Origin of the sequence: Mesorhizobium sp. WSM4976, assembly GCF_029625685.1 — a bacterium.
Taxonomy (GTDB): Bacteria; Pseudomonadota; Alphaproteobacteria; order Rhizobiales; family Rhizobiaceae; genus Mesorhizobium.
Genome location: NZ_JARTVT010000024.1, coordinates 30,897 through 48,582 on the forward strand (window position 1 = coordinate 30,897; position 17,686 = coordinate 48,582).

Consider the following 17,686-nt stretch of genomic DNA (forward strand, 5'->3'; position numbering starts at 1 on the left):
AAGACGAGAGACGCGTTAGCAGAGGAGTATGTCAGGCAAAAGCTGCCGACATCACGCCGCCTTCGCCATCGATTTGTGCACCTCGGCGAGAATCTCGTAGGAGCGCACGCGCGCCGCGTGATCGAAGATCTGCGCCGTCACCATCAATTCGTCGGCGCCGGTACGGCGGATGAAAGCGTCGATGCCCTGGCGCACCGTCTCCGGCGAACCGACGACGGCGCAGGACAGCGCCTGGGCAAGCATGCTCTTCGCCATGGGGTCGAGATCGCGGTCGTAATTCTCGACCGGCGGTGGCAATTGCCCGGGCCTGCCGCTGCGCAGATTGACGAAGGCCTGCTGCAGCGAGCTGAACAACAGCTTCGCCTCGGCGTCCGTCGGCGCGGCGGAGACATTGAGGCCGAGCATGACATAGGGCTTTTCCAGCTCAGCCGACGGCTGGAAGCGCGTGCGATAAACCTCCAGCGCGTGGTCCAGCTCGGCCGGCGCGAAATGCGAGGCGAAGGCGTAGGGCAGGCCGAGAAGTGCTGCGAGCTGCGCGCCATAAAGGCTGGAGCCGAGGATCCAGACCGGCACCGTCTGGCCTTCGCCCGGCACGGCGCGGATGCGCTGGCCTTCATCGGCCGGCTGGAAATAGCCCATCAGCTCGACCACATCCTGCGGGAAGTTGTCTGCGCTTTCGAGGTTGCGGCGCAGCGCCCGCGCGGTCAGCATGTCGGTGCCCGGCGCGCGGCCGAGGCCAAGGTCGATGCGGCCGGGAAAAAGTGCTGCCAGCGTGCCGAATTGCTCGGCGATCACCAGCGGTGCATGGTTAGGCAGCATGATGCCGCCGGCGCCGACGCGGATCGTCTTGGTGCCGCCTGCGACATGCGCGATCACGACGGATGTCGCCGCACTTGCGATGCCCGGCATGTTGTGGTGCTCGGCCAGCCAGTAGCGCCTGTAGCCCAGTCGCTCGGCATGGCGGGCAAGGTCGAGCGAATTGGCAAGCGACTGCGAGGCGGTGCTGCCTTGCGTGATCGGCGACAGGTCGAGAACCGAAAGGGCGGTCATTGGTCAGGTCTCCACGACGCGTTTTTCCCTGAGCCTCGCCTCGAAGGCGGCGCGGTTGGGAATGACGATGGCGAGCTGGTTCTCCAGCACGTCGGCGAGCTCGGCGGCCGTCGCGATCTCGCGCTGCTCGCTGCGGCCGCCGGCATGATGCGACGACAGGCGGTTGTTGCGCAGCGCATAGCGCCGGTCGGGCAAAGCGAGCGCCGCGACCAGCGTCGACAGGAAATGCGAGCTCGGATGCGTCGACAGGAAATGACTGGCGACGCGGTAGTCGACTTCATAGGCCTGGGTCATGTCGAAACGGTAGAGCGTGCGCCAGTCCTCGCCGATATTGGCCTGCAGGCGGAACTGGTCACCGGTCTTGACGAGGCGGAAGGTCTCGTGGGGCGTCTGCTGCTCCAGCCCGGCTTCCACAAGCAGCGGCGCCGTCAGCGTCAGGCCGCCGAAGCCGACATCGGCAATGTGAGTGCGGCCGCCGAGCTCGATGCGCAGCAGCATATGGCTGCGCGCCGTGATGGCGTCTTCCGGCTGGCCCCACAGCACGCGGGCGGCAAGCCCGTTGACTGTGAAGCCCAGAGCGCCAAGCGCGTGCATGAAGACGAGATTGTGCTCGAAGCAATAGCCGCCACGGCCCTGGCGAAAAATCTTTTCCTGCAGTGAAGCGACGTCGAGGCCGACGGAAACGCCCATCAAGGCATCGATGTTCTCGAACGGGATCGCCCGCGGATGCGCGGCGTGCAGCGCCTGAAGCGTGGCCAGCGAAGCGTCGGTCGGCCCGCCGTAACCGATGCGGGCAAAATAGCCATCGAGATCGAAGTCGCTCATTCAGGACGGGTCCGGCTTGACCGGTCCGATATAGGCACTGGTCACCGGTGCCGCAAACAATGAGCGAGGTTTGAGATTGGGCCAGCCTCAAGCCGCTTGATTGTGGTTGTTCTCGGCCGGCGCTTCATCGACGACAGGCGTTTGCTGCGCCGCCAGGAAATTGCCGAACGGGCTCAAGCTTTCGAAATGATCGCAAAAAACCTTGATGACGACCAGCATCGGCACCGCCATCAGCGCGCCGACGAAGCCCCACAGCCAGGACCAGAAGGCGATTGCGATGAAGATCGCAACAGCGTTGATCTCAAGGCGCCGCCCGACCACCATCGGCGTCACGAACTGGCCTTCGACGATGTCGCACAGCACCACGAATGCCGGCGCCAAGAGCGCGTAGGCGATCGTGTCGAAGCTGATCAGCGCAATGACCGCGACGATCAGGATGGTCATCAGCGCGCCGACATAGGGCAGGAAATTGAGCAAGGCCGCCATCGCCCCCCAGACCAGCGGGTTGGGCATGCCGAGCCCCCAGAGACCCAGCCCGATAACCGTGCCGAGACTGACATTGATGATGGAGACCGTGAGCAGATAGTGCGAAATCTCGCTTTCGACGTCATAGACGATGCGCAGCGCCCGCTTCTTCTGCGTCATGCTGGCGAAGGATTGGACGATCTTCTCGTAGAACAATGTGCCGGAGGCGAGCAGGAACAGCGACAGCACGAAGACGATGGTGATCGCGGTGCCTGCTTCCAGGATGTTGCTGGCGGCGGTGGAGAGGATGCCGGAAGGCGCCACCGCGACCCGCTGCAGGCCGGGCTCCTGCGAGGTCTCGGTCAACGCTTCCAGTTGATGGGCGAGATCCATCATTCGTTCGAGCGGCCGCTTGAACGGCGCCAGCCGTTCCGTCAACTGCTGGCCGATCGAATAGGAGTTGTTGATGAGCTCGATGACCGGTCCGCTGAGCAGATAGCCGGCGGCGGCGAAGATGAAGATCGACAGCAGCACCAAAAGCGTTGCCGAGACCACCTCCGGAATCCCGTGTTTTCTTAGGAAGCGCACGATCGGCGTCAGTGTCAGCGCCAGCAGGAAGGCAAGCATCACCGGCATGAAGAAGGCGCGGGCGAAGTAAAGCGCCGCCGCCGTCATCAGAATGAAGATCCCGATCACCAGCGACCGCATCAGGCGCATATCCGCCCTGGCATCGGTACGCGGGTCAGGGCTTTCGGCAGCGCTTGCGCCCGAAGCGATCTGTTCGGCTTCCATCGGTTCCCTTGCAAGCCGCCAGCCGACAATGAATGCATGGCGGGCCTGTGCCCGAAACGCGGGAGTTCCGGGCAAGGTTCCAAGAGCCGGCTTTCCCGGCATCCGGAAGCCGGTTTCGAGCGGGCCGATCGTCAGGCAGCCGGCGCTGGCGCCGCCTTGGCCGTCTCCCAGCGCACGAGTGGCGCCACCTTGGTGCCGTAGAGCTCGATCGCCTTCATGATCTTGGCGTGCGGCATGGTGCCGATCGCCATCTGCAGAAGGAAGCGGTCGTTGTTGAAGATCCTGTGCTGGGCGACGATCTTTTCAGCCACCTGCTCGGGGTTACCCACGAAGAGGGCCCCATTGGGACCCCGCGCCTGATCGAAATGCGCCCGCGAGGTCGGGCCCCAGCCGCGCTCGCGCCCGATGCGGTTCATCACCTCGGCCTGCGGCTCGTAGAAATCGTTGGCCGCCTGCTCGGTCGTCTCGGCGATGAAGCCATGCACGTTGATGCTGGTGGCAAGCGTTGCCGTATCGGTGCCGGCGCGGCGCGCCGCCTCGCGATAGATATCGAACAGCGGCGCGAAACGTGCCGGCTCGCCGCCGATGATGGCCAAGGCCAGCGGCAGGCCGAGCACGCCGGCGCGGGCGGCGGATTGCGGCGTGCCGCCGATGGCGATCCAGATCGGCAGCTTTTCCTGGAACGGACGCGGGTAGACGCCCCGGCCATTGATCGGCGCGCGCAGCTTGCCCTGCCACGTCACCTTCACCTGGTCCCGGATGGCGAGCAAGAGGTCGAGCTTCTCGGCGAAGAGTTCGTCATAGTCTTCCAGCTTGTAGCCGAACAGCGGGAAGGATTCGATGAAGGAGCCGCGCCCGGCCATGATCTCGGCGCGGCCGTTGGACAGAAGGTCGAGAGTCGCGAATTGCTGGAAGACGCGCACCGGATCGTCGGAGGAGAGCACCGTGACCGCGCTGCTAAGGCGGATCCGCTTCGTGCGATCAGCCGCGGCGGCAAGCGCCACGACGGGCGCGGAGGCGGCATAGTCAGGGCGGTGATGCTCGCCGAGCCCGAACACGTCGAGGCCGACCTGGTCGGCCAGCTCGATTTCCTCGATGAGGTTGCGCAGCCGCTCATGCGGGCCGATGGCGCCGGGACCCGGCTCCGGGCTGACATCAGCGAAAGTGTAGAGACCGAGTTCCATCTGGTTGTGTCCTAAAGCATGTCTCCCGAAAGTGGGAACCGGTTTCGGGATAAAGACATGCGTAAATCGAAAACCCTAAAGCGCATGGAGCGAATCTGAAAGATCGCAGGCGCTTTAAGGGCGTTCATGGATGTTGCTTGTCGGCGCTAGAGGTAACGATCTGCCTTGCCGCCCGCCAGAGGCGCGATCGGTGAACAGTCCATCGCATGGTGCCGGGCCGTATCCCTGCGGCAACAAGCCCGGTTTTTTCATGGCTGGCATACCGTTTTGGCGCTTGAACTCGCCGCTTTCACGCGTATGTAAGCGTCGCGAATAGACTGCAGGGAAGTACACTTGGCTATCTACAGGGAAAAAGACATTTTCGAGCGGCGCAATGCCGCGAACGAGGCAAAGAAGGCGCTGCTCGCGCGCTTCAAGGCAAAGCCGGCGGCGGATGATCCTGTCGTTCTGGCGCGCCAGGCCGAACGCAAGGCGATCCTCGAGGCTCGCGCCATCCGCGAAGCGGAGAAGGCAAGGCTGAAGCAGGAAAAGTTGGCGCGCGAAGCGGCCGAGAAGGCCGAACGTGAAGCAGCAGCTGAAGCGGCACGTATCGCCGCTGAAGAGGCCGCTGCGGCCGAGGCCAAAATCCGCGAGGCCGAGGAAGCAGAGCGCATCGCGCTCGAGCTTGCCGATGAGGCCGCGCGCAAGGCCAAGCGTGACGCACGCTACGCCGCCCGCAAGGCGCGTGTCGGCAGGACGCCTCCGGGCTTCTCCGCCCGCTAGAGCAATTCTAGCTCGGGTTTGCTGGACAAGTAAGCCAGGGTCGCCGAAAGCGGCCCTGAACGCGTTTGCGCTTAAGCGACGAGCTTCAGCCCAACGATGCCGCAAACGATCAGGCCGATGCAGGCGAGCCGCACCGCGGTTGCCGGTTCGCCGAGCAGCCAGATGCCGAGCAGCGCCGTGCCGACGGTGCCGATGCCGGTCCATACCGCATAGGCCGTGCCGACAGGCAGCGTCTTTAGCGCCAGGCCGAGCAGGCCGAGGCTGACGATCATCGAGGCGATGGTGAGAAGGGTCGGCAGCGGCCTGGAGAAGCCGTCGGTATATTTGAGGCCGATCGCCCAGCCGATCTCGAACAGACCGGCGAAGAAGAGAAAAATCCACGACATCAACGCACTCCGTCATTCCGGCATCGGTCGGGATGCTCGGCTGGCGGGTCGTCCCGGCCGGTTTTTCGGCGAAGCGAGGTCGTCCTCGCCCTGCGATATGGGAGTGGCCTGTCCCGCGATCAACAAAATACCGGCAGCATTCTCATGCCGCCGGCTCAGATTCTGCAGGGAGCCGGATCGACCGAATTCGGCCGCCTACTTTTCCTTGATGCGCATCGCCTTGACCGGCGGCGCCTTCGGAGCCGGGGCCGCGGCGGGCTTCTTGGCATCCTTCTTCGGCTTGCGGGCTTCCTTGCCCGCCTTCATCGCACCTTTAGCCATGATTCGCTCCTCCGATTGTGGGCAATCCGAGTGAAACAACAGAAATGACGGACTGCAAGAGGCTGTGCGGCTTCGCGAAGCCGCCCGGCTGGATGTCAACCGATTTTCCTTTCGCCGCGGCCGGCTTGAACCTCGGTCCTGCTGGCGCATTGTCTGTGGAGCTTCGGCGGGCGGCCCGCTAAGCTCGATGCGTCGCACAGAGGTCAAAAGCCAATGGCAGGGCATGCCGGCTCGAAAATGGTCATCTACGCCGCGCTTGCCGGCAATCTGGCGATTGCGGCGACCAAATTCGCGGCCGCATTCTTCACCGGCTCGTCCGCCATGCTGTCGGAAGGCGTACATTCGCTGGTCGACACCGGCAATGGCGGGCTCTTGCTCTATGGCATGCGCCGCGCCGCGCGGCCGCCCGACCGCTCGCATCCGCTCGGCCACGGACGAGAGCTCTATTTCTGGAGCTTTATCGTCGCGCTTCTGGTGTTCGCGCTCGGCGCCGGCGTTTCCTTCTACGAAGGCGTCATCCACATCATGGCGCCCGAACCTGTCGCCAACGCCAAGGTCAACTACATCGTGCTCGGCCTGTCCTTCCTGTTTGAGGGCAGCTCCTGGCTGGTGGCGCTGAGGGAGTTTCGCCAGCAGAAAGGCAAGCGGGGCTGGCTGCAGGCCGTACAATCGAGCAAGGATCCGAGCGTCTACACCGTGCTGTTCGAGGATAGCGCCGCATTGCTTGGCCTCATCGTTGCCTTCGCCGGTATCCTCTCGGCGCAACTTCTGGAGATGCCGGAGCTCGATGGCGTCGGCTCGATCGGTATCGCCGTCATCCTTGGCGCCACCGCAATCTTCCTGGCACGCGAGAGCAAGGGCCTGCTGCTCGGCGAGCCTGCGTCACCCGAGATTCAGAAGGAGGTCTTGGCCATCGCCCAGCAGGATCCGGCGGTGCAGCGGGCGAACGGCATCCTCAGCGTCCATATCGGACCGGAAGAGATCGTCGCGGGGTTGAGCATCGAATTCGAGGATCACCTCACCGCGCCCGAGATCGAAGCCTGCGTCGAGCGCCTGGAGGCAAGGCTCAAAAAGGAGATGCCGCAAATCTCCAGGCTATTCGTCAAGCCGCAGGCGACTGGCACATGGGAGCAGCGGCGCAAGGCCATGGCCGAGGCTTCGGACGAGGACTAAGCTCAATGCAGCACAACGAACTTCGTAAGGAGGAAGGCCGATGAAGATCGACGGCGGATGCCACTGCGGCGCGATCACCTATGAGGCAGAGGTCGATCCGGAAAAGACCGGAATCTGCCATTGCACGGATTGCCAGCAGCTGACGGGAACAGCCTTTCGCGTGACTGTGGGGGCGCCAGAAGAGCATTACCGGATCACCAAGGGCACGCCGAAAGTCTATATCAAGACCGGATCGAGCGGCGCCAAGCGGGCGCAAGGCTTCTGCGGCGACTGCGGCTCGCACCTCTATGCAACTTCAGCCGGCGACGGACCCAAAATCTATGGCATCAGGGTCGGCACAGCGCGCCAGCGCGAAGATCTCGTTCCGAGAAGACAGGTCTGGCACCGCTCGGCGCTGCATTGGTTGCCAGAATTCGAAGGCATGACGACGATCGAGGAGCAGTAGGGGTCAGTCGCCGTCCTCGACGACCCGCAGCCTGAGTTGTCCCGTCTTTGAATCGGCCACCCGCGCGCCGCCTTCGGCCTTCGCCGGGCGCTGCTGCTCGTTCTCGCCCTCGGCGAATTCCAGCGCCTCGATCTTCTGGCCGCGCTTGGTGACCTTCGACGTCGACACCAGGATGTCGTCGATGTCCTTGGCCGCCTGGCCGAAATGCGTCTGCAGTCGGCGCACCCGTTCGTCGACCCTTGCCACATCCTCCATCAGCCGGATGACCTCGCCCTGGATCAAATGCGCCTGCTCGCGCATGCGGGCGTCCTTGAGGATCGCCTGGATCACCTGGATCGACAACATCAGCAGCGAAGGCGAGACGATGACGACGCGGGCGCGGTGCGCCTTCTGCACCACCGCCTCGAAATTCTCGTGGATTTCCGCGAACACCGATTCGGAGGGCACGAACATGAAGGCAGTGTCCTGCGTCTCGCCCTGGATCAGGTATTTCTCCGCGATATCGCGGATATGCACCTCAATGTCGCGCCGGAAGGCCTGCGCCGCCACCTTCTGCATGTCGGCGCCCTCGGCGGCGCGGATGGCGTTCCACGCTTCCAGCGGGAACTTGGCGTCGATGGCGAGCATCGGCGCGCCGTTGGGCATCCGCACCAGGCAGTCGGGCCGGCTGCCATTGCTGAGGCTGGCCTGGAACTCGTAGGCGCCGTGCGGCAACCCGTCGGCGACGATCGCCTCCATCCGCGACTGGCCAAAGGCGCCACGCGTCTGCTTGTTGGAGAGGATGGCCTGCAACTGCACGACCTGCCCGGCCAGGGACTGGATATTGCCCTGCGCGGTATCGATCACCGCAAGCCGCTCCTGCAGCTTGGCCAGGCTTTCATGCGTCGACTTGGTCTGCTCGGCCATGGTCTGGCCGATGCGGCCGGTCATGGCGTCGAGCCGTTGCCCGAGCGATTGCGTAAGCTCCGCCTGCCTGGCGCCGAACACGTCGGCGATCGCGCCCATGCGCCCCTGCATCTCGGCCTGCGCCTGCATGATGTCGGCCATCCGCGCCTCGGTGTCGCGGGCTTGGTCGGCCGCTTCCACAGCGGCAACCGCGCGCGCCTTGGCCGCGCGCCACAGGGCGATGACGAGCGCGGCGAACAGCACGACGAACAGGACAGCGACGATACCAAGCGCCTGGCCGAGCGTGATCGTGGTGGCGCCGAGCCGCGCGACCGGTTGCGAAAGGATGGAGGTCACGTCGTTCATGCGCGCAGCATAACCGATTCGCATCGCCGGCACAGATCAAAACGTGAACAGGGAAAGGCTGCCCCCGTTGACGCTTCTCAAGCGAAGTCTTAGGTGAGACGCCATGTCGATCAAGCCGCTCATCATTCTTCCCGATTCCATCCTGCGCCAGGTTTCCAAGCCGGTGGAGCGCGTCGACGCCGATCTGCGCAAGCTCGCCGACGACATGCTGGAGACCATGTATGACGCGCCGGGCATCGGCCTTGCGGCAATCCAGGTCGGCGAGCCGCGGCGGCTGCTGGTCATCGATCTCGCCAAGGAAGGCGAGCCGCCCGAACCGCATGTCTTCATCAATCCGGAAGTGCTCGAGAGTTCCGATCAGCGTTCCGTCTATGAGGAAGGCTGCCTGTCGATCCCCGACTATTACGCCGAGGTCGAGCGCCCGGCCTCGGTGCGGGTGAAATATCTCGACCGCGACGGCAAATTGCAGGAGATGCAGGCGGAAGGCCTGATGGCCACCTGCCTGCAGCACGAGATCGATCACCTCAACGGCGTGCTGTTCATCGACCACATCTCGAAGCTGAAGCGCGACATGGTGGTGAGGAAGTTCAAGAAACTCGCCAAGGACAAGGCGCCGGGGAAGATGGTGGGCTAAGGGGCCTTTTTGGCCGCGCGAGCACCTGAAGCCACCGCAAGACAGGATCGCAGGACCTCATGCCGCTTCGCGTCATCTTCATGGGCACGCCGGATTTTTCCGTGCCGACCTTGCGCGCCATCGCCGAGGCCGGCCACCAGATCGCCGCCGTCTACACACAGCCGCCGCGCGCCGCCGGCCGCCGCGGGCTGGAGTTGACGCCGTCCCCGGTGTATCGCGAGGCCGAGCGGCTGGGGCTCGAAGTGCGCACGCCGACATCGCTCAAAAGTGAGGCGGAGCAGGCGGCTTTCGCCGCCCTGCAAGCCGATGTCGCCGTGGTTATCGCCTATGGACTGCTGTTGCCGAAAGCCGTTTTGGACGCCCCGCGGCTCGGCTGCCTCAACGGACATGCCTCGCTTTTGCCACGCTGGCGTGGTGCTGCTCCGATCCAGCGCGCCATCATGGCCGGCGACAGCGAAACCGGCATGATGGTCATGAAGATGGAAGAGGGTCTCGATACCGGGCCGGTGGCTTTGGTTGAAAAATGCGCCATCGCACCCGATATCACGGCCGGCGAATTGCATGACCGCCTGATGGTTCAGGGCGCTTCGCTGATGGTCGAGGCGCTTGCGCAGTTGGGGATAAATTGTCTGACATTTACCCCGCAGGCGGCGGAAGGAGTGACCTACGCCCGAAAGATCGATAAATCGGAGACACGCGTAAATTGGACGCGGCCTTCTGGCGAAGTCCACAATCACATTCGCGGCCTCTCGCCCTTTCCGGGCGCGTGGTGCGAGGTCGAAATTGGCGGCCGCATGGAGCGGCTGAAACTGCTTCGCTCGACGCTTTCTGATGGCGTCGGCGAGTCGGGAGGAATTCTCGATGACCGGCTGACGGTCGCCTGCGGGTCGGGCGCGGTCAGGCTGGTCGAAGTTCAACGGGCGGGCGGAAAGCCTGCCGCCGCGCAGGAGTTTTTGCGCGGAGCCAAGATCGAAAAAGGAACGAAACTCACATGAGCATGATGTCGATACGCGCGGCGACGCCGCGGGATCGCGAGGCGATCCGCCTCGTCGAAGAGCATGCCTTTGGCCAGCAGGCGGAAGCCGGGCTGGTCGACGCCCTGGTCACCGGCGGCGACGCCGTCGTCGAGCTGGTTGCAGAGGAAGACGGCCAGGTCGTCGGCCACATCCTGTTTTCCAGGCTTTACGTCCAGAATGGCGGCAAGCGTTTCGCGGCTGTCGCGCTGGCGCCGCTGGCGGTCGAGCCCTCCTTCCACGGCACAGGCATCGGCGGCGCCTTGATCCTTGAGGCGCATGTCCGCCTCAAGGAAGCCGGCGAGACGTTGGCCGTGGTGCTCGGCGATCCGACCTATTACGGCCGCTTCGGCTACAGCCATGCCCGCGCTGCAAGGTTCGACAGCGAGTATCAGGGCGAGGCGCTGCAGGCGCTGGCCTGGGGCGACGCGCCCGAGACCGGCAGGCTGGTATACGCTTCGGCTTTCACCGCTTTGGCCGCTTAGAGCATGATCCCGAAAAGTGGGAACCGGTTTTCGGGTAAGATCATGCTCCACCGAGAAAACAAGGTCTCGTCTCAGACATCGGTAATTGTCTGAACATGCCGCGTTTTCGGCTCGATATCGAATATGACGGCAGCCAGTTCGCCGGCTGGCAGCATCAAGCCGACCAGCCCACGGTGCAGCAGGCGATCGAGCAGGCGATCGAGAAGTTCTGCGGTGAAGGCCTAAGAATACGGGCCGCCGGCCGCACCGATGCCGGCGTGCACGCCACTGCCCAGGTGGCGCATGTCGATCTCGCCAAGGCGTGGTCGGGCGACAAGGTGCGCGACGCGGTGAATGCCCATCTGCAGGCGGCCGGCGCGCGCGTCGTCATCCTGAAAGCGGCGATCGTCCCCGACGATTTCGACGCGCGCTTTTCCGCCACCGGCCGCCACTATCTCTATCGCATCCTCAACCGCCGCGCGCCGGCGGCGCTGGAAAAGGGCAAGGTCTGGTGGGTGCCGAAGCGGCTCGACGCCGATGCCATGCACGAGGCGGCGAAAGTGCTGCTCGGCAAGCATGACTTCACCACCTTCCGCTCCACCCAGTGCCAGGCCGAAAGCCCGGTCCGCACGCTTGACCGCCTCGACGTCGGCCGCAATGGCGATTTCATCGAGGTGCGCAGCTCGGCACGCTCCTTCCTGCACAACCAGGTTCGCTCGATGGTGGGCTCCTTGCGGCGCGTCGGTGACGGTTCCTGGGGCGCGGACGATCTCAAGGCGGCGCTCGAAGCGCGCGATCGCGCCGCTTGCGGCCAGGTGGCTCCGTCGGACGGGCTTTTTCTTGTCGGCGTCGATTATCCGGAAGAGAGCCGCACATGATCCCGAGCCGTCGGTCCGGAACAGCTTGGGCCTGAGCAGGGCACTCGACGGAAGGCACCAGTCGGCCGAACCAAGCGGGACGCTGGCCATCAGAGGCCCAAGAATGTCATCCCGTCTTCCCGTGCAGGCGGTCGAGCCGCCGCAACAACTCCGTCGGCACCTGCTCGGCGGTGCGCGACGCGCCAGCGAAGATCGTGCCGCTGTTGCCGTCCAGCGTGATCACCGCCCCGGGGTCTAGCCATTCCTCGCCGAAACCGATCCGCCCGCCGGGTTCGTCGATGCGCATAGCCTCGCAGCCGACAAGACAGACCTTGCCGAGCTGCCGCGCTACCACGGCCGCGTGGGATGTGCGCGCGCCGTGCCGGGTGAGCAGACCCCGCACGCGGTCGATCAGCGCGACGTCATGCGTCTCGGCGTTCTCTCGCGCCAGGATCGCCGGTTTTCGCGCCGCCTCGGCCGCCGCCACCTGCTCCTCGTTGAGCGCGACCACGCCGCTGGCGACGCCGCTGGAGGCCGTGGCGGCGTGGCCGAGCGTCGCTGCCGCCGCGCCGTCCTCGGCCACGATGACGCGCGTGGTCAACGCGGCCGCGTCAAGGCCGGCGGTGCGGTTGCGCGCGGTGTCGCGGTCGATCAGCCCCTCGTCCGCCATGTCGAGAGCGATGCGGGCGGCCGCCTGGGGCGTACGCTTGCCTTCGCGGGTCTGCAGCAGGAAGAGCTTCCCGTCCTCGACTGTGAACTCGAAATCCTGCATGTCGCCAAAATGCCGCTCAAGTGCTTTCGTCGCCTCGACCAGCTCCTCCCAGACGCGCGGAGCGATCGCGGCCAGCCGGTCATGGCCCTGTGCGCTCCGCCGGCCGCTGACCACGTCCTCGCCCTGCGCGTTGAACAGGAAATCGACCCAAGGGGCGGGATCACCGTCGCTGGGGTTGCGGGTGAAGCCGACGCCGGCTCCGGACAGCCCGCCCGCATTGCCGAACACCATCCGCTGGACCGTCACCGCCGTGCCCATGCCATGGCTCAATCCGCGCATCTCGCGATAGGCGACCGCCTTGGCGCTCAACCAGGAGCGGAACACCGCAGCGATCGCCGCCTGCAACTGCGCGACAGGGTCCTGTGGAAAGGCTTCCTTCGTCAGCCGCCGGTAGGTTTCCAGATGCCGCTGTGCGAGATCGCGCAGCGCGGCGAAGTCCAGAGCGCGCTCATCCTCGCCCATGCGCACCTGGCCGAGATCGGCCTCGAACGCGGCCGCTTCGATGCCAGCCACCACCTCGCCATAGCCGGCTATTAAGCGCTGATAGGCGTCCCAGGCCAGCCGCGGATTGCCGGTCGAACGGATCAGCCCCGGCAGCGTCGCGTCGGTGAGGCCGATATTGAGCAGTGTCTCCATCATCCCCGGCATCGACGCCGGCGCCCCGGAGCGGACGGACAGGAGGAGCGGCCGGCGCGGATCGCCGAAGCGTAGTCCGGTCGCGGCTTCGAGCCGCGTCAGCGCATCGCGCCAGAGCGCGGGCGTAACCGCCTCCGGATGGGCGCAGAGGCTGGTGCCCAGCACGAAAGCCGGCGGCACGTTCAACCCAAGCGCCGCCATCCGTGCGAGATTATAGGCCTTGAAGCCCATCGTCTCGGGCGAGGCCGCCTTGGCGAGCGGCGCGCCGGGCACGATGAGGCCAGCAGCCCCTTCAGCCGGAATGCCCATCGATGTGTCGTTCACGCCCGCCTCTCCTGATGGTTCGCGCCGACCCGTGTGAACACCAGGCCACGCATTGCGTAGCCCGTGCGCAGCAGCGCGTCGGTGGATGCCTCCAGCGCGGCCGCGAAATCGGTGCCGAGGCTGAGCGCGGCGGCGTCCGAGACATGGCGCACGAACAGCCGCCTGACATCGCGAGTCAGCGCGTCGCACAGCTTCTCGGCATTGACCACCCGCCAGCAGGCGGCCAGGAATTCATCCTGATCCTCGGCAAGACTCGCTTCGTTGAGCGTGCGCGCAACGGCAAGCGCCTTGACGTGATCCTGTGCCGCGTCGAGCACCTTGTCGGCCAGCCGGCGCAGCGCGGCGCGCAATTCGTCGTTCCAGCCGTGATGGTTGTGCTCGGCGATCAGCGACAGGACGAAAACGGCCTCCTCGAGCTCGTCCGCCGCATCGTCGGCGCATTCGATCAGCCGCAGGAAGGGCAGCCAGCGCGCGTTGCCCGGCCTGGTCGCGCAGGCGCATCACCAGATGATCGGCCTTGCGCTCCCAGACCTTGGCGCGCTCCGAGAGCTTTCGCGCCGCCTTGACGTCCGCTTCGTGGCCATGGGCCAGCGCATCGCGTATGCCTTCCGCCAGCGCTTGGCAGAAGGCGGCATGCTCACCGAGCAAGGCGAATTCGTCCCGGTGGCGGCCGACATGGCGCGACAGAAGCAGCCGGATCTGGTCGGCGACCAGGGCGGCGGTCTGGCCTGCCTGCATGGCATTGGAGGAAAGGACCAGCGCTTAGGTCAGGAAATCCCGCGCCTCGGCTTCGCCCAGCACGCCGTCCAGCCGGTCGCCGACGCGAAAGTGGTCCGGCGACAGCGCTTCCATCGCGTCGAAGACCAGTTGCTCGGCCCCGGCCATGAGCCAGCCCATGTGGCCTGCCTCGCGATGGGCAGTCTCGGTCAGCACCGCGACGGAAAGCGGCTTGGCCACCAGCCGGTTCAACCGCTTGCGCGCCCGGTTCCAGTCGATCAGGAAGACGATGCGTGAGCCCAGCCCCTCAAGCACCGCGTCCGCCGCACCGAGATCGGCGCAATCGAAACGGGCTGTGCCGACGACATAGTCGACGCCTGCGTTCAGCCCGGCGTGGCGCCGCGCGCCGACGCCCGACCATTGCGCACCGATTTCCGCCAGCGATTCCTGGAAGAAAGCGAAACGCCGCTCGTGCAGGTCCGAATAGGTGAGCGTTATCGAAAGGCCTTCCATCTGGATCACCAGCACATGCGCGTCGTTGGTGCCGATGTCATTCTGGATGAGCAGCCGCGCTCCGTCCCGGGTCGCCGCGGTGTCGAGGCCGGGATGGTCGAATTTGAGCTTCCGCGTGCGGTTCAGCCCGCGCATGAACGCGGCGACCCGGGGGCGGTCGCCGGCATCGAGCTGCCAGACATGGGCGCCGTCGACAGTGTCGTCGGACATCTCGGCCGCCATCCGGTTCAGGCTCTTGTGCAGATCCATTACCAGAATGTGGAATGTATCGTCCTCACCGCGCCTGCCGCCGGTCAGCGCGACCATCTGGGCGTCGTCGAGCACGCCCGCGTTCAATCGGTCCAGCCAATCGCACCAGTGGTCGACTCGCGCCATCAGCGCCAGGTGGGCGGCATCCGCGCTGCTCTCCAGCGGGCGCGCCATCAGGCGGATGTCATCGCCGAGCAGCTTGCCCAGTCGAGGCAGCTCGGGAAGATGCAGCTTCCCGCCCTCCGACCAGGCCGCTTCCTGCATCTCCAGCATCCAGGGCGCGTTAACATGCGCGGCGGCATAGTCGCGGCGCAGATCGGCCAGCGGCGCCGCGCCGTCGGTGGCATGGGCAGCGGCGGCCTGCAGTGCGGTCAGCGCGAATTTCAACCGGTCATTGGCCGCGAGCGCGCCCTTTATCAGGCCCGGCAGGAGCAGTTTCGATTGACCGAGCGCGGCGACGACATCCACCTTTTCCATTTGTCAGCCATTCATCCTGTCGTGAAGCTTTGCGGTCTCGTTCATTGCCGGTTCGTCCTTTTCCGAAATGTCTCCGAAATCATAAGCCGACTTATGAAAAGACATCGAAGAATTGTGACAATCTTGTCACGATGAATCTACTCCGGGACCAAGGTTCGACCATTGATCCAGCGCAAAACACCCGAAAGAGGATTGTCCGGCGCGCGATTGTTCGCGAAAGAAGCTGCGATGATGAATATCGCCCGGGGTCAATGCCCTTCGGATCATCCGGTCGGATTTGTGAAGGGAACTGCTGATACGATCCGGGGCAGGCGGCGGCGCCAGGACAGGATCGCAGGAGCGCGATAAGCTCCTGTCTCTCAGATCTGATGCAATTCCGGCCGGAAGGCTACGGCGAAGGCGCGCCGAACTTCATTGATCTAGGTTCCGGCGTCGCTGGGTATGTCGATGCCGAGCAGAGCCTGCAGCCCGAACAGGACGAGCAGAGAGGCGACGAACATGCCGACAAAGACGGCAGTGCCCACGGCGGCGCCCTTGCCGATCGACGCATTGGTCATGCGCCATGTCAGCAGTGCCGACAGCGCGAACAGGAACAGCGAGACAAGGCTGCTGATCTCGCTGGTGGAGGGCAGGAACAGCCTGAGCAGCGCCGAGGGCAGCATGAGCCAGGCGATGATCGCCGACGCCCAGTTGGAGGCAACGACATAGTGGACGAAGCGGCCGCCGATGCCGGCGCGCGGCGCAATCAGCGCCAGCGCCACCAGCGGCAGCACCCAGGAGCCGATATCCACCGCCGCCAGCCGGATCAACATCGAGAACCGCCCGGCAAAGGCATCCGGATCGCTGATCTCATTGGCGATCCCGACCCAGCCCACGATCAGCGCCGGCGCTGCCACGATGATGGCGAAGAAGGAATTCCAAAAACCGTCCGCCGAAAGGTCGAGCAGGCGCAGGCCGTCGGCCTTGCCGAACATCAGCCGCCAGGCGCCGGCCAGCGAAGCATAGGTTTCGTCCGCCGAAAGCATGGTCACGAAACGCCTTTTTTGAACCAGTCGTCGATGAAGCGTTCGTAGATTTGGGTCAGCGTCTCCAGATCGGCAAGCGCGACGCGCTCGTCGACCATATGCATGGTCTTGCCGATCAGCCCGAACTCGACCACCGGGCAGTAATCCTTGATGAAGCGGGCGTCGGACGTGCCGCCGGACGTGGAAAGCGCCGGCGTCTTGCCGACCACAGCTTTGACCGAGCGGCCCAGCGTATCGATCAGCCTGTCGTCGCGGGTGAGGAAGACATGGCTCGGCCGGTCGCGCCAGACAAGCTCGTAGTCGACGGGCGTCTTCCTGCCCGGCCGGTATTTCTTGCGCCCCGCCGCCTGGTCGAGCCGGTTGTGGATCTCGGCCTGCACCGATTCCGCGTCCCAGGTGTCGTTGAAGCGGATGTTGAACGTCGCCGTCGCCCTGGCCGGGATGACATTGGTCGCCGGATTGCCGACATCGATCGACGTCACTTCGAGATTGGTCGGCTGGAAATCCTTCGTCCCCTTGTCGAAAACGGGATGCAGCAGAGCGTCGACCAGGCTCATCAGCCCGCGTACCGGGTTGTCGGCAAGCTGCGGGTAGGCGGCGTGGCCCTGGCGTCCGTTGACGATCACGCTGCCAGACAGCGATCCACGCCGTCCGATCTTGATCATGTCACCCAGCGTGTCCGGATTGGTCGGCTCGCCGACGAGCGATGCGTCCCACTTCTCGCCCTTGGCCGCCGCCCATTCGAGCAGCTTGGCCGTGCCGTTGATCGCCGGCCCTTCCTCGTCGCCGGTGATGAGCAGCGAGACCGAGCCTTTCGGGCCGCCGTTTTTCTCCACGTGGCGAGCCACCGCGGCGATGAAGCAGGCGATGCCGCCCTTCATGTCGACGGCGCCCCGGCCATACATCTCGCCATTGGCGATTTCGGCGGCGAAGGGCGGATGCGTCCAGGCCGATTCGTCCCCCGTCGGCACTACATCCGTATGGCCGGCAAACATCAGATGCGGGCCGTTGCCCGAGCGCCGTGCATAGAGGTTTTCGATGTCCGGCGTGCCGTCTTCCGAGAAGACCGGTCGCTCGACCGAGAAGCCGAGCGGCTTCAGCATGTCCTCCAGTGCGGCAAGCGCCCCACCTTCTGCGGGTGTAACGGACGGACAGCGGATCAGGGCAGCAAGATTCGCGGCGGGATCGGTCGGCAATGTCATGGGCAAAGCGATAATCGAAAGCGTTTGTCGTGTCACGGTGGCAGATGATCGCCGGTCATGCCGCCGACAATATGGTTTTCATGACGTATAAATGCACGTTGCCCTGGAAGCATATGCGGCGGTTCCGGGAATACGACATGCATCGAAGC

General features: G+C 64.9%; 19 protein-coding genes. 7 read left to right on the forward strand and 12 right to left on the reverse strand.

What is annotated here, in order from left to right; translation table 11 throughout:
* Nucleotides 1–51 precede the first annotated feature (51 nt).
* The 4 genes from P9272_RS26020 to P9272_RS26035 all read right to left on the reverse strand — a co-directional run bounded on the left by P9272_RS26020 (nt 52) and on the right by P9272_RS26035 (nt 4,316).
* Nucleotides 52–1,050 carry an LLM class flavin-dependent oxidoreductase gene (locus P9272_RS26020; RefSeq protein ID WP_128258656.1) on the reverse strand — a complete coding sequence of 333 codons (999 nt, stop codon included), beginning with the start codon at nt 1,048–1,050 and terminating at the stop codon, nt 52–54.
* A 3-nt stretch (nt 1,051–1,053) separates the two neighbouring features.
* Nucleotides 1,054–1,875, reverse strand: coding sequence for an arylamine N-acetyltransferase (locus tag P9272_RS26025; protein ID WP_278162759.1), 822 nt, complete (start codon nt 1,873–1,875; stop codon nt 1,054–1,056).
* Between the two features lie 87 nt (nt 1,876–1,962).
* Nucleotides 1,963–3,132, reverse strand: a complete 1,170-nt coding sequence (locus P9272_RS26030; protein WP_278162760.1) for an AI-2E family transporter — start codon at nt 3,130–3,132, stop codon at nt 1,963–1,965.
* Nucleotides 3,133–3,263: 131 nt separating this feature from the next.
* Complete coding sequence (locus P9272_RS26035; RefSeq protein WP_278162761.1) at nt 3,264–4,316, reverse strand: LLM class flavin-dependent oxidoreductase; 1,053 nt, start codon at nt 4,314–4,316, stop codon at nt 3,264–3,266.
* A gap of 333 nt (nt 4,317–4,649) precedes the next feature.
* Between P9272_RS26035 and P9272_RS26040 the strand changes: the two genes are divergently transcribed.
* Nucleotides 4,650–5,078, forward strand: coding sequence for a DUF6481 family protein (locus tag P9272_RS26040; protein WP_128258653.1), 429 nt, complete (start codon nt 4,650–4,652; stop codon nt 5,076–5,078).
* A gap of 71 nt (nt 5,079–5,149) precedes the next feature.
* On the opposite strand, the gene sugE is transcribed toward P9272_RS26040, so the two are convergent.
* Both sugE and P9272_RS26050 read right to left on the reverse strand, forming a co-directional pair.
* On the reverse strand, nt 5,150–5,464 hold the full coding sequence (gene sugE / locus P9272_RS26045; protein ID WP_128258652.1) for a quaternary ammonium compound efflux SMR transporter SugE: 315 nt from the start codon (nt 5,462–5,464) through the stop codon (nt 5,150–5,152).
* 195 nt (nt 5,465–5,659) lie between these two features.
* Nucleotides 5,660–5,785, reverse strand: coding sequence for a hypothetical protein (locus P9272_RS26050; protein WP_095819016.1), 126 nt, complete (start codon nt 5,783–5,785; stop codon nt 5,660–5,662).
* 213 nt (nt 5,786–5,998) lie between these two features.
* Here P9272_RS26050 and P9272_RS26055 point away from each other — a divergent pair, with 213 nt between their 5' ends.
* Complete coding sequence (locus P9272_RS26055; protein ID WP_128258651.1) at nt 5,999–6,958, forward strand: cation diffusion facilitator family transporter; 960 nt, start codon at nt 5,999–6,001, stop codon at nt 6,956–6,958.
* A gap of 40 nt (nt 6,959–6,998) precedes the next feature.
* The gene (locus tag P9272_RS26060; protein ID WP_128258650.1) at nt 6,999–7,403 is read left to right on the forward strand and encodes a GFA family protein; all 405 of its coding nucleotides are present in this window, start codon (nt 6,999–7,001) and stop codon (nt 7,401–7,403) included.
* A 3-nt stretch (nt 7,404–7,406) separates the two neighbouring features.
* On the opposite strand, the gene P9272_RS26065 is transcribed toward P9272_RS26060, so the two are convergent.
* Nucleotides 7,407–8,654 carry a DNA recombination protein RmuC gene (locus tag P9272_RS26065; RefSeq protein ID WP_278162762.1) on the reverse strand — a complete coding sequence of 416 codons (1,248 nt, stop codon included), beginning with the start codon at nt 8,652–8,654 and terminating at the stop codon, nt 7,407–7,409.
* Between the two features lie 103 nt (nt 8,655–8,757).
* Between P9272_RS26065 and def the strand changes: the two genes are divergently transcribed.
* The 4 genes from def (at nt 8,758) to truA (ending at nt 11,643) form a co-directional block, all read left to right on the forward strand.
* Complete coding sequence (def, locus tag P9272_RS26070) at nt 8,758–9,288, forward strand: peptide deformylase (protein ID WP_278162763.1); 531 nt, start codon at nt 8,758–8,760, stop codon at nt 9,286–9,288.
* A 59-nt stretch (nt 9,289–9,347) separates the two neighbouring features.
* Nucleotides 9,348–10,283 (forward strand): methionyl-tRNA formyltransferase, encoded by a 936-nt coding sequence (fmt, locus tag P9272_RS26075; RefSeq protein WP_128258647.1) that lies wholly within the window; start codon nt 9,348–9,350, stop codon nt 10,281–10,283.
* Complete coding sequence (locus P9272_RS26080) at nt 10,280–10,786, forward strand: N-acetyltransferase (RefSeq protein WP_128258646.1); 507 nt, start codon at nt 10,280–10,282, stop codon at nt 10,784–10,786. The genes fmt and P9272_RS26080 overlap by 4 nt, the downstream gene beginning before the upstream one ends.
* A gap of 95 nt (nt 10,787–10,881) precedes the next feature.
* Complete coding sequence (gene truA / locus P9272_RS26085) at nt 10,882–11,643, forward strand: tRNA pseudouridine(38-40) synthase TruA (protein WP_278162764.1); 762 nt, start codon at nt 10,882–10,884, stop codon at nt 11,641–11,643.
* A 106-nt stretch (nt 11,644–11,749) separates the two neighbouring features.
* Here the strand turns inward: truA and P9272_RS26090 are convergent, their stop codons facing one another.
* The 5 genes from P9272_RS26090 to dapE all read right to left on the reverse strand — a co-directional run bounded on the left by P9272_RS26090 (nt 11,750) and on the right by dapE (nt 17,537).
* Entirely contained in the window at nt 11,750–13,354 is a 1,605-nt protein-coding gene (locus tag P9272_RS26090) for a PEP/pyruvate-binding domain-containing protein (RefSeq protein WP_278162765.1), read from the reverse strand.
* Nucleotides 13,351–13,818 carry a DUF47 family protein gene (locus P9272_RS26095; protein ID WP_347404068.1) on the reverse strand — a complete coding sequence of 156 codons (468 nt, stop codon included), beginning with the start codon at nt 13,816–13,818 and terminating at the stop codon, nt 13,351–13,353. Before P9272_RS26095 ends, P9272_RS26090 begins: the two co-directional genes overlap by 4 nt.
* A 298-nt stretch (nt 13,819–14,116) precedes the next feature.
* Nucleotides 14,117–15,310 (reverse strand): hypothetical protein, encoded by a 1,194-nt coding sequence (locus tag P9272_RS26100; RefSeq protein ID WP_278162766.1) that lies wholly within the window; start codon nt 15,308–15,310, stop codon nt 14,117–14,119.
* A 419-nt stretch (nt 15,311–15,729) separates the two neighbouring features.
* Entirely contained in the window at nt 15,730–16,335 is a 606-nt protein-coding gene (locus P9272_RS26105; protein WP_128258715.1) for a transporter, read from the reverse strand.
* Between the two features lie 2 nt (nt 16,336–16,337).
* Nucleotides 16,338–17,537 carry a succinyl-diaminopimelate desuccinylase gene (gene dapE / locus P9272_RS26110; protein ID WP_278162767.1) on the reverse strand — a complete coding sequence of 400 codons (1,200 nt, stop codon included), beginning with the start codon at nt 17,535–17,537 and terminating at the stop codon, nt 16,338–16,340.
* Between the last annotated feature and the right edge of the window lie 149 nt (nt 17,538–17,686).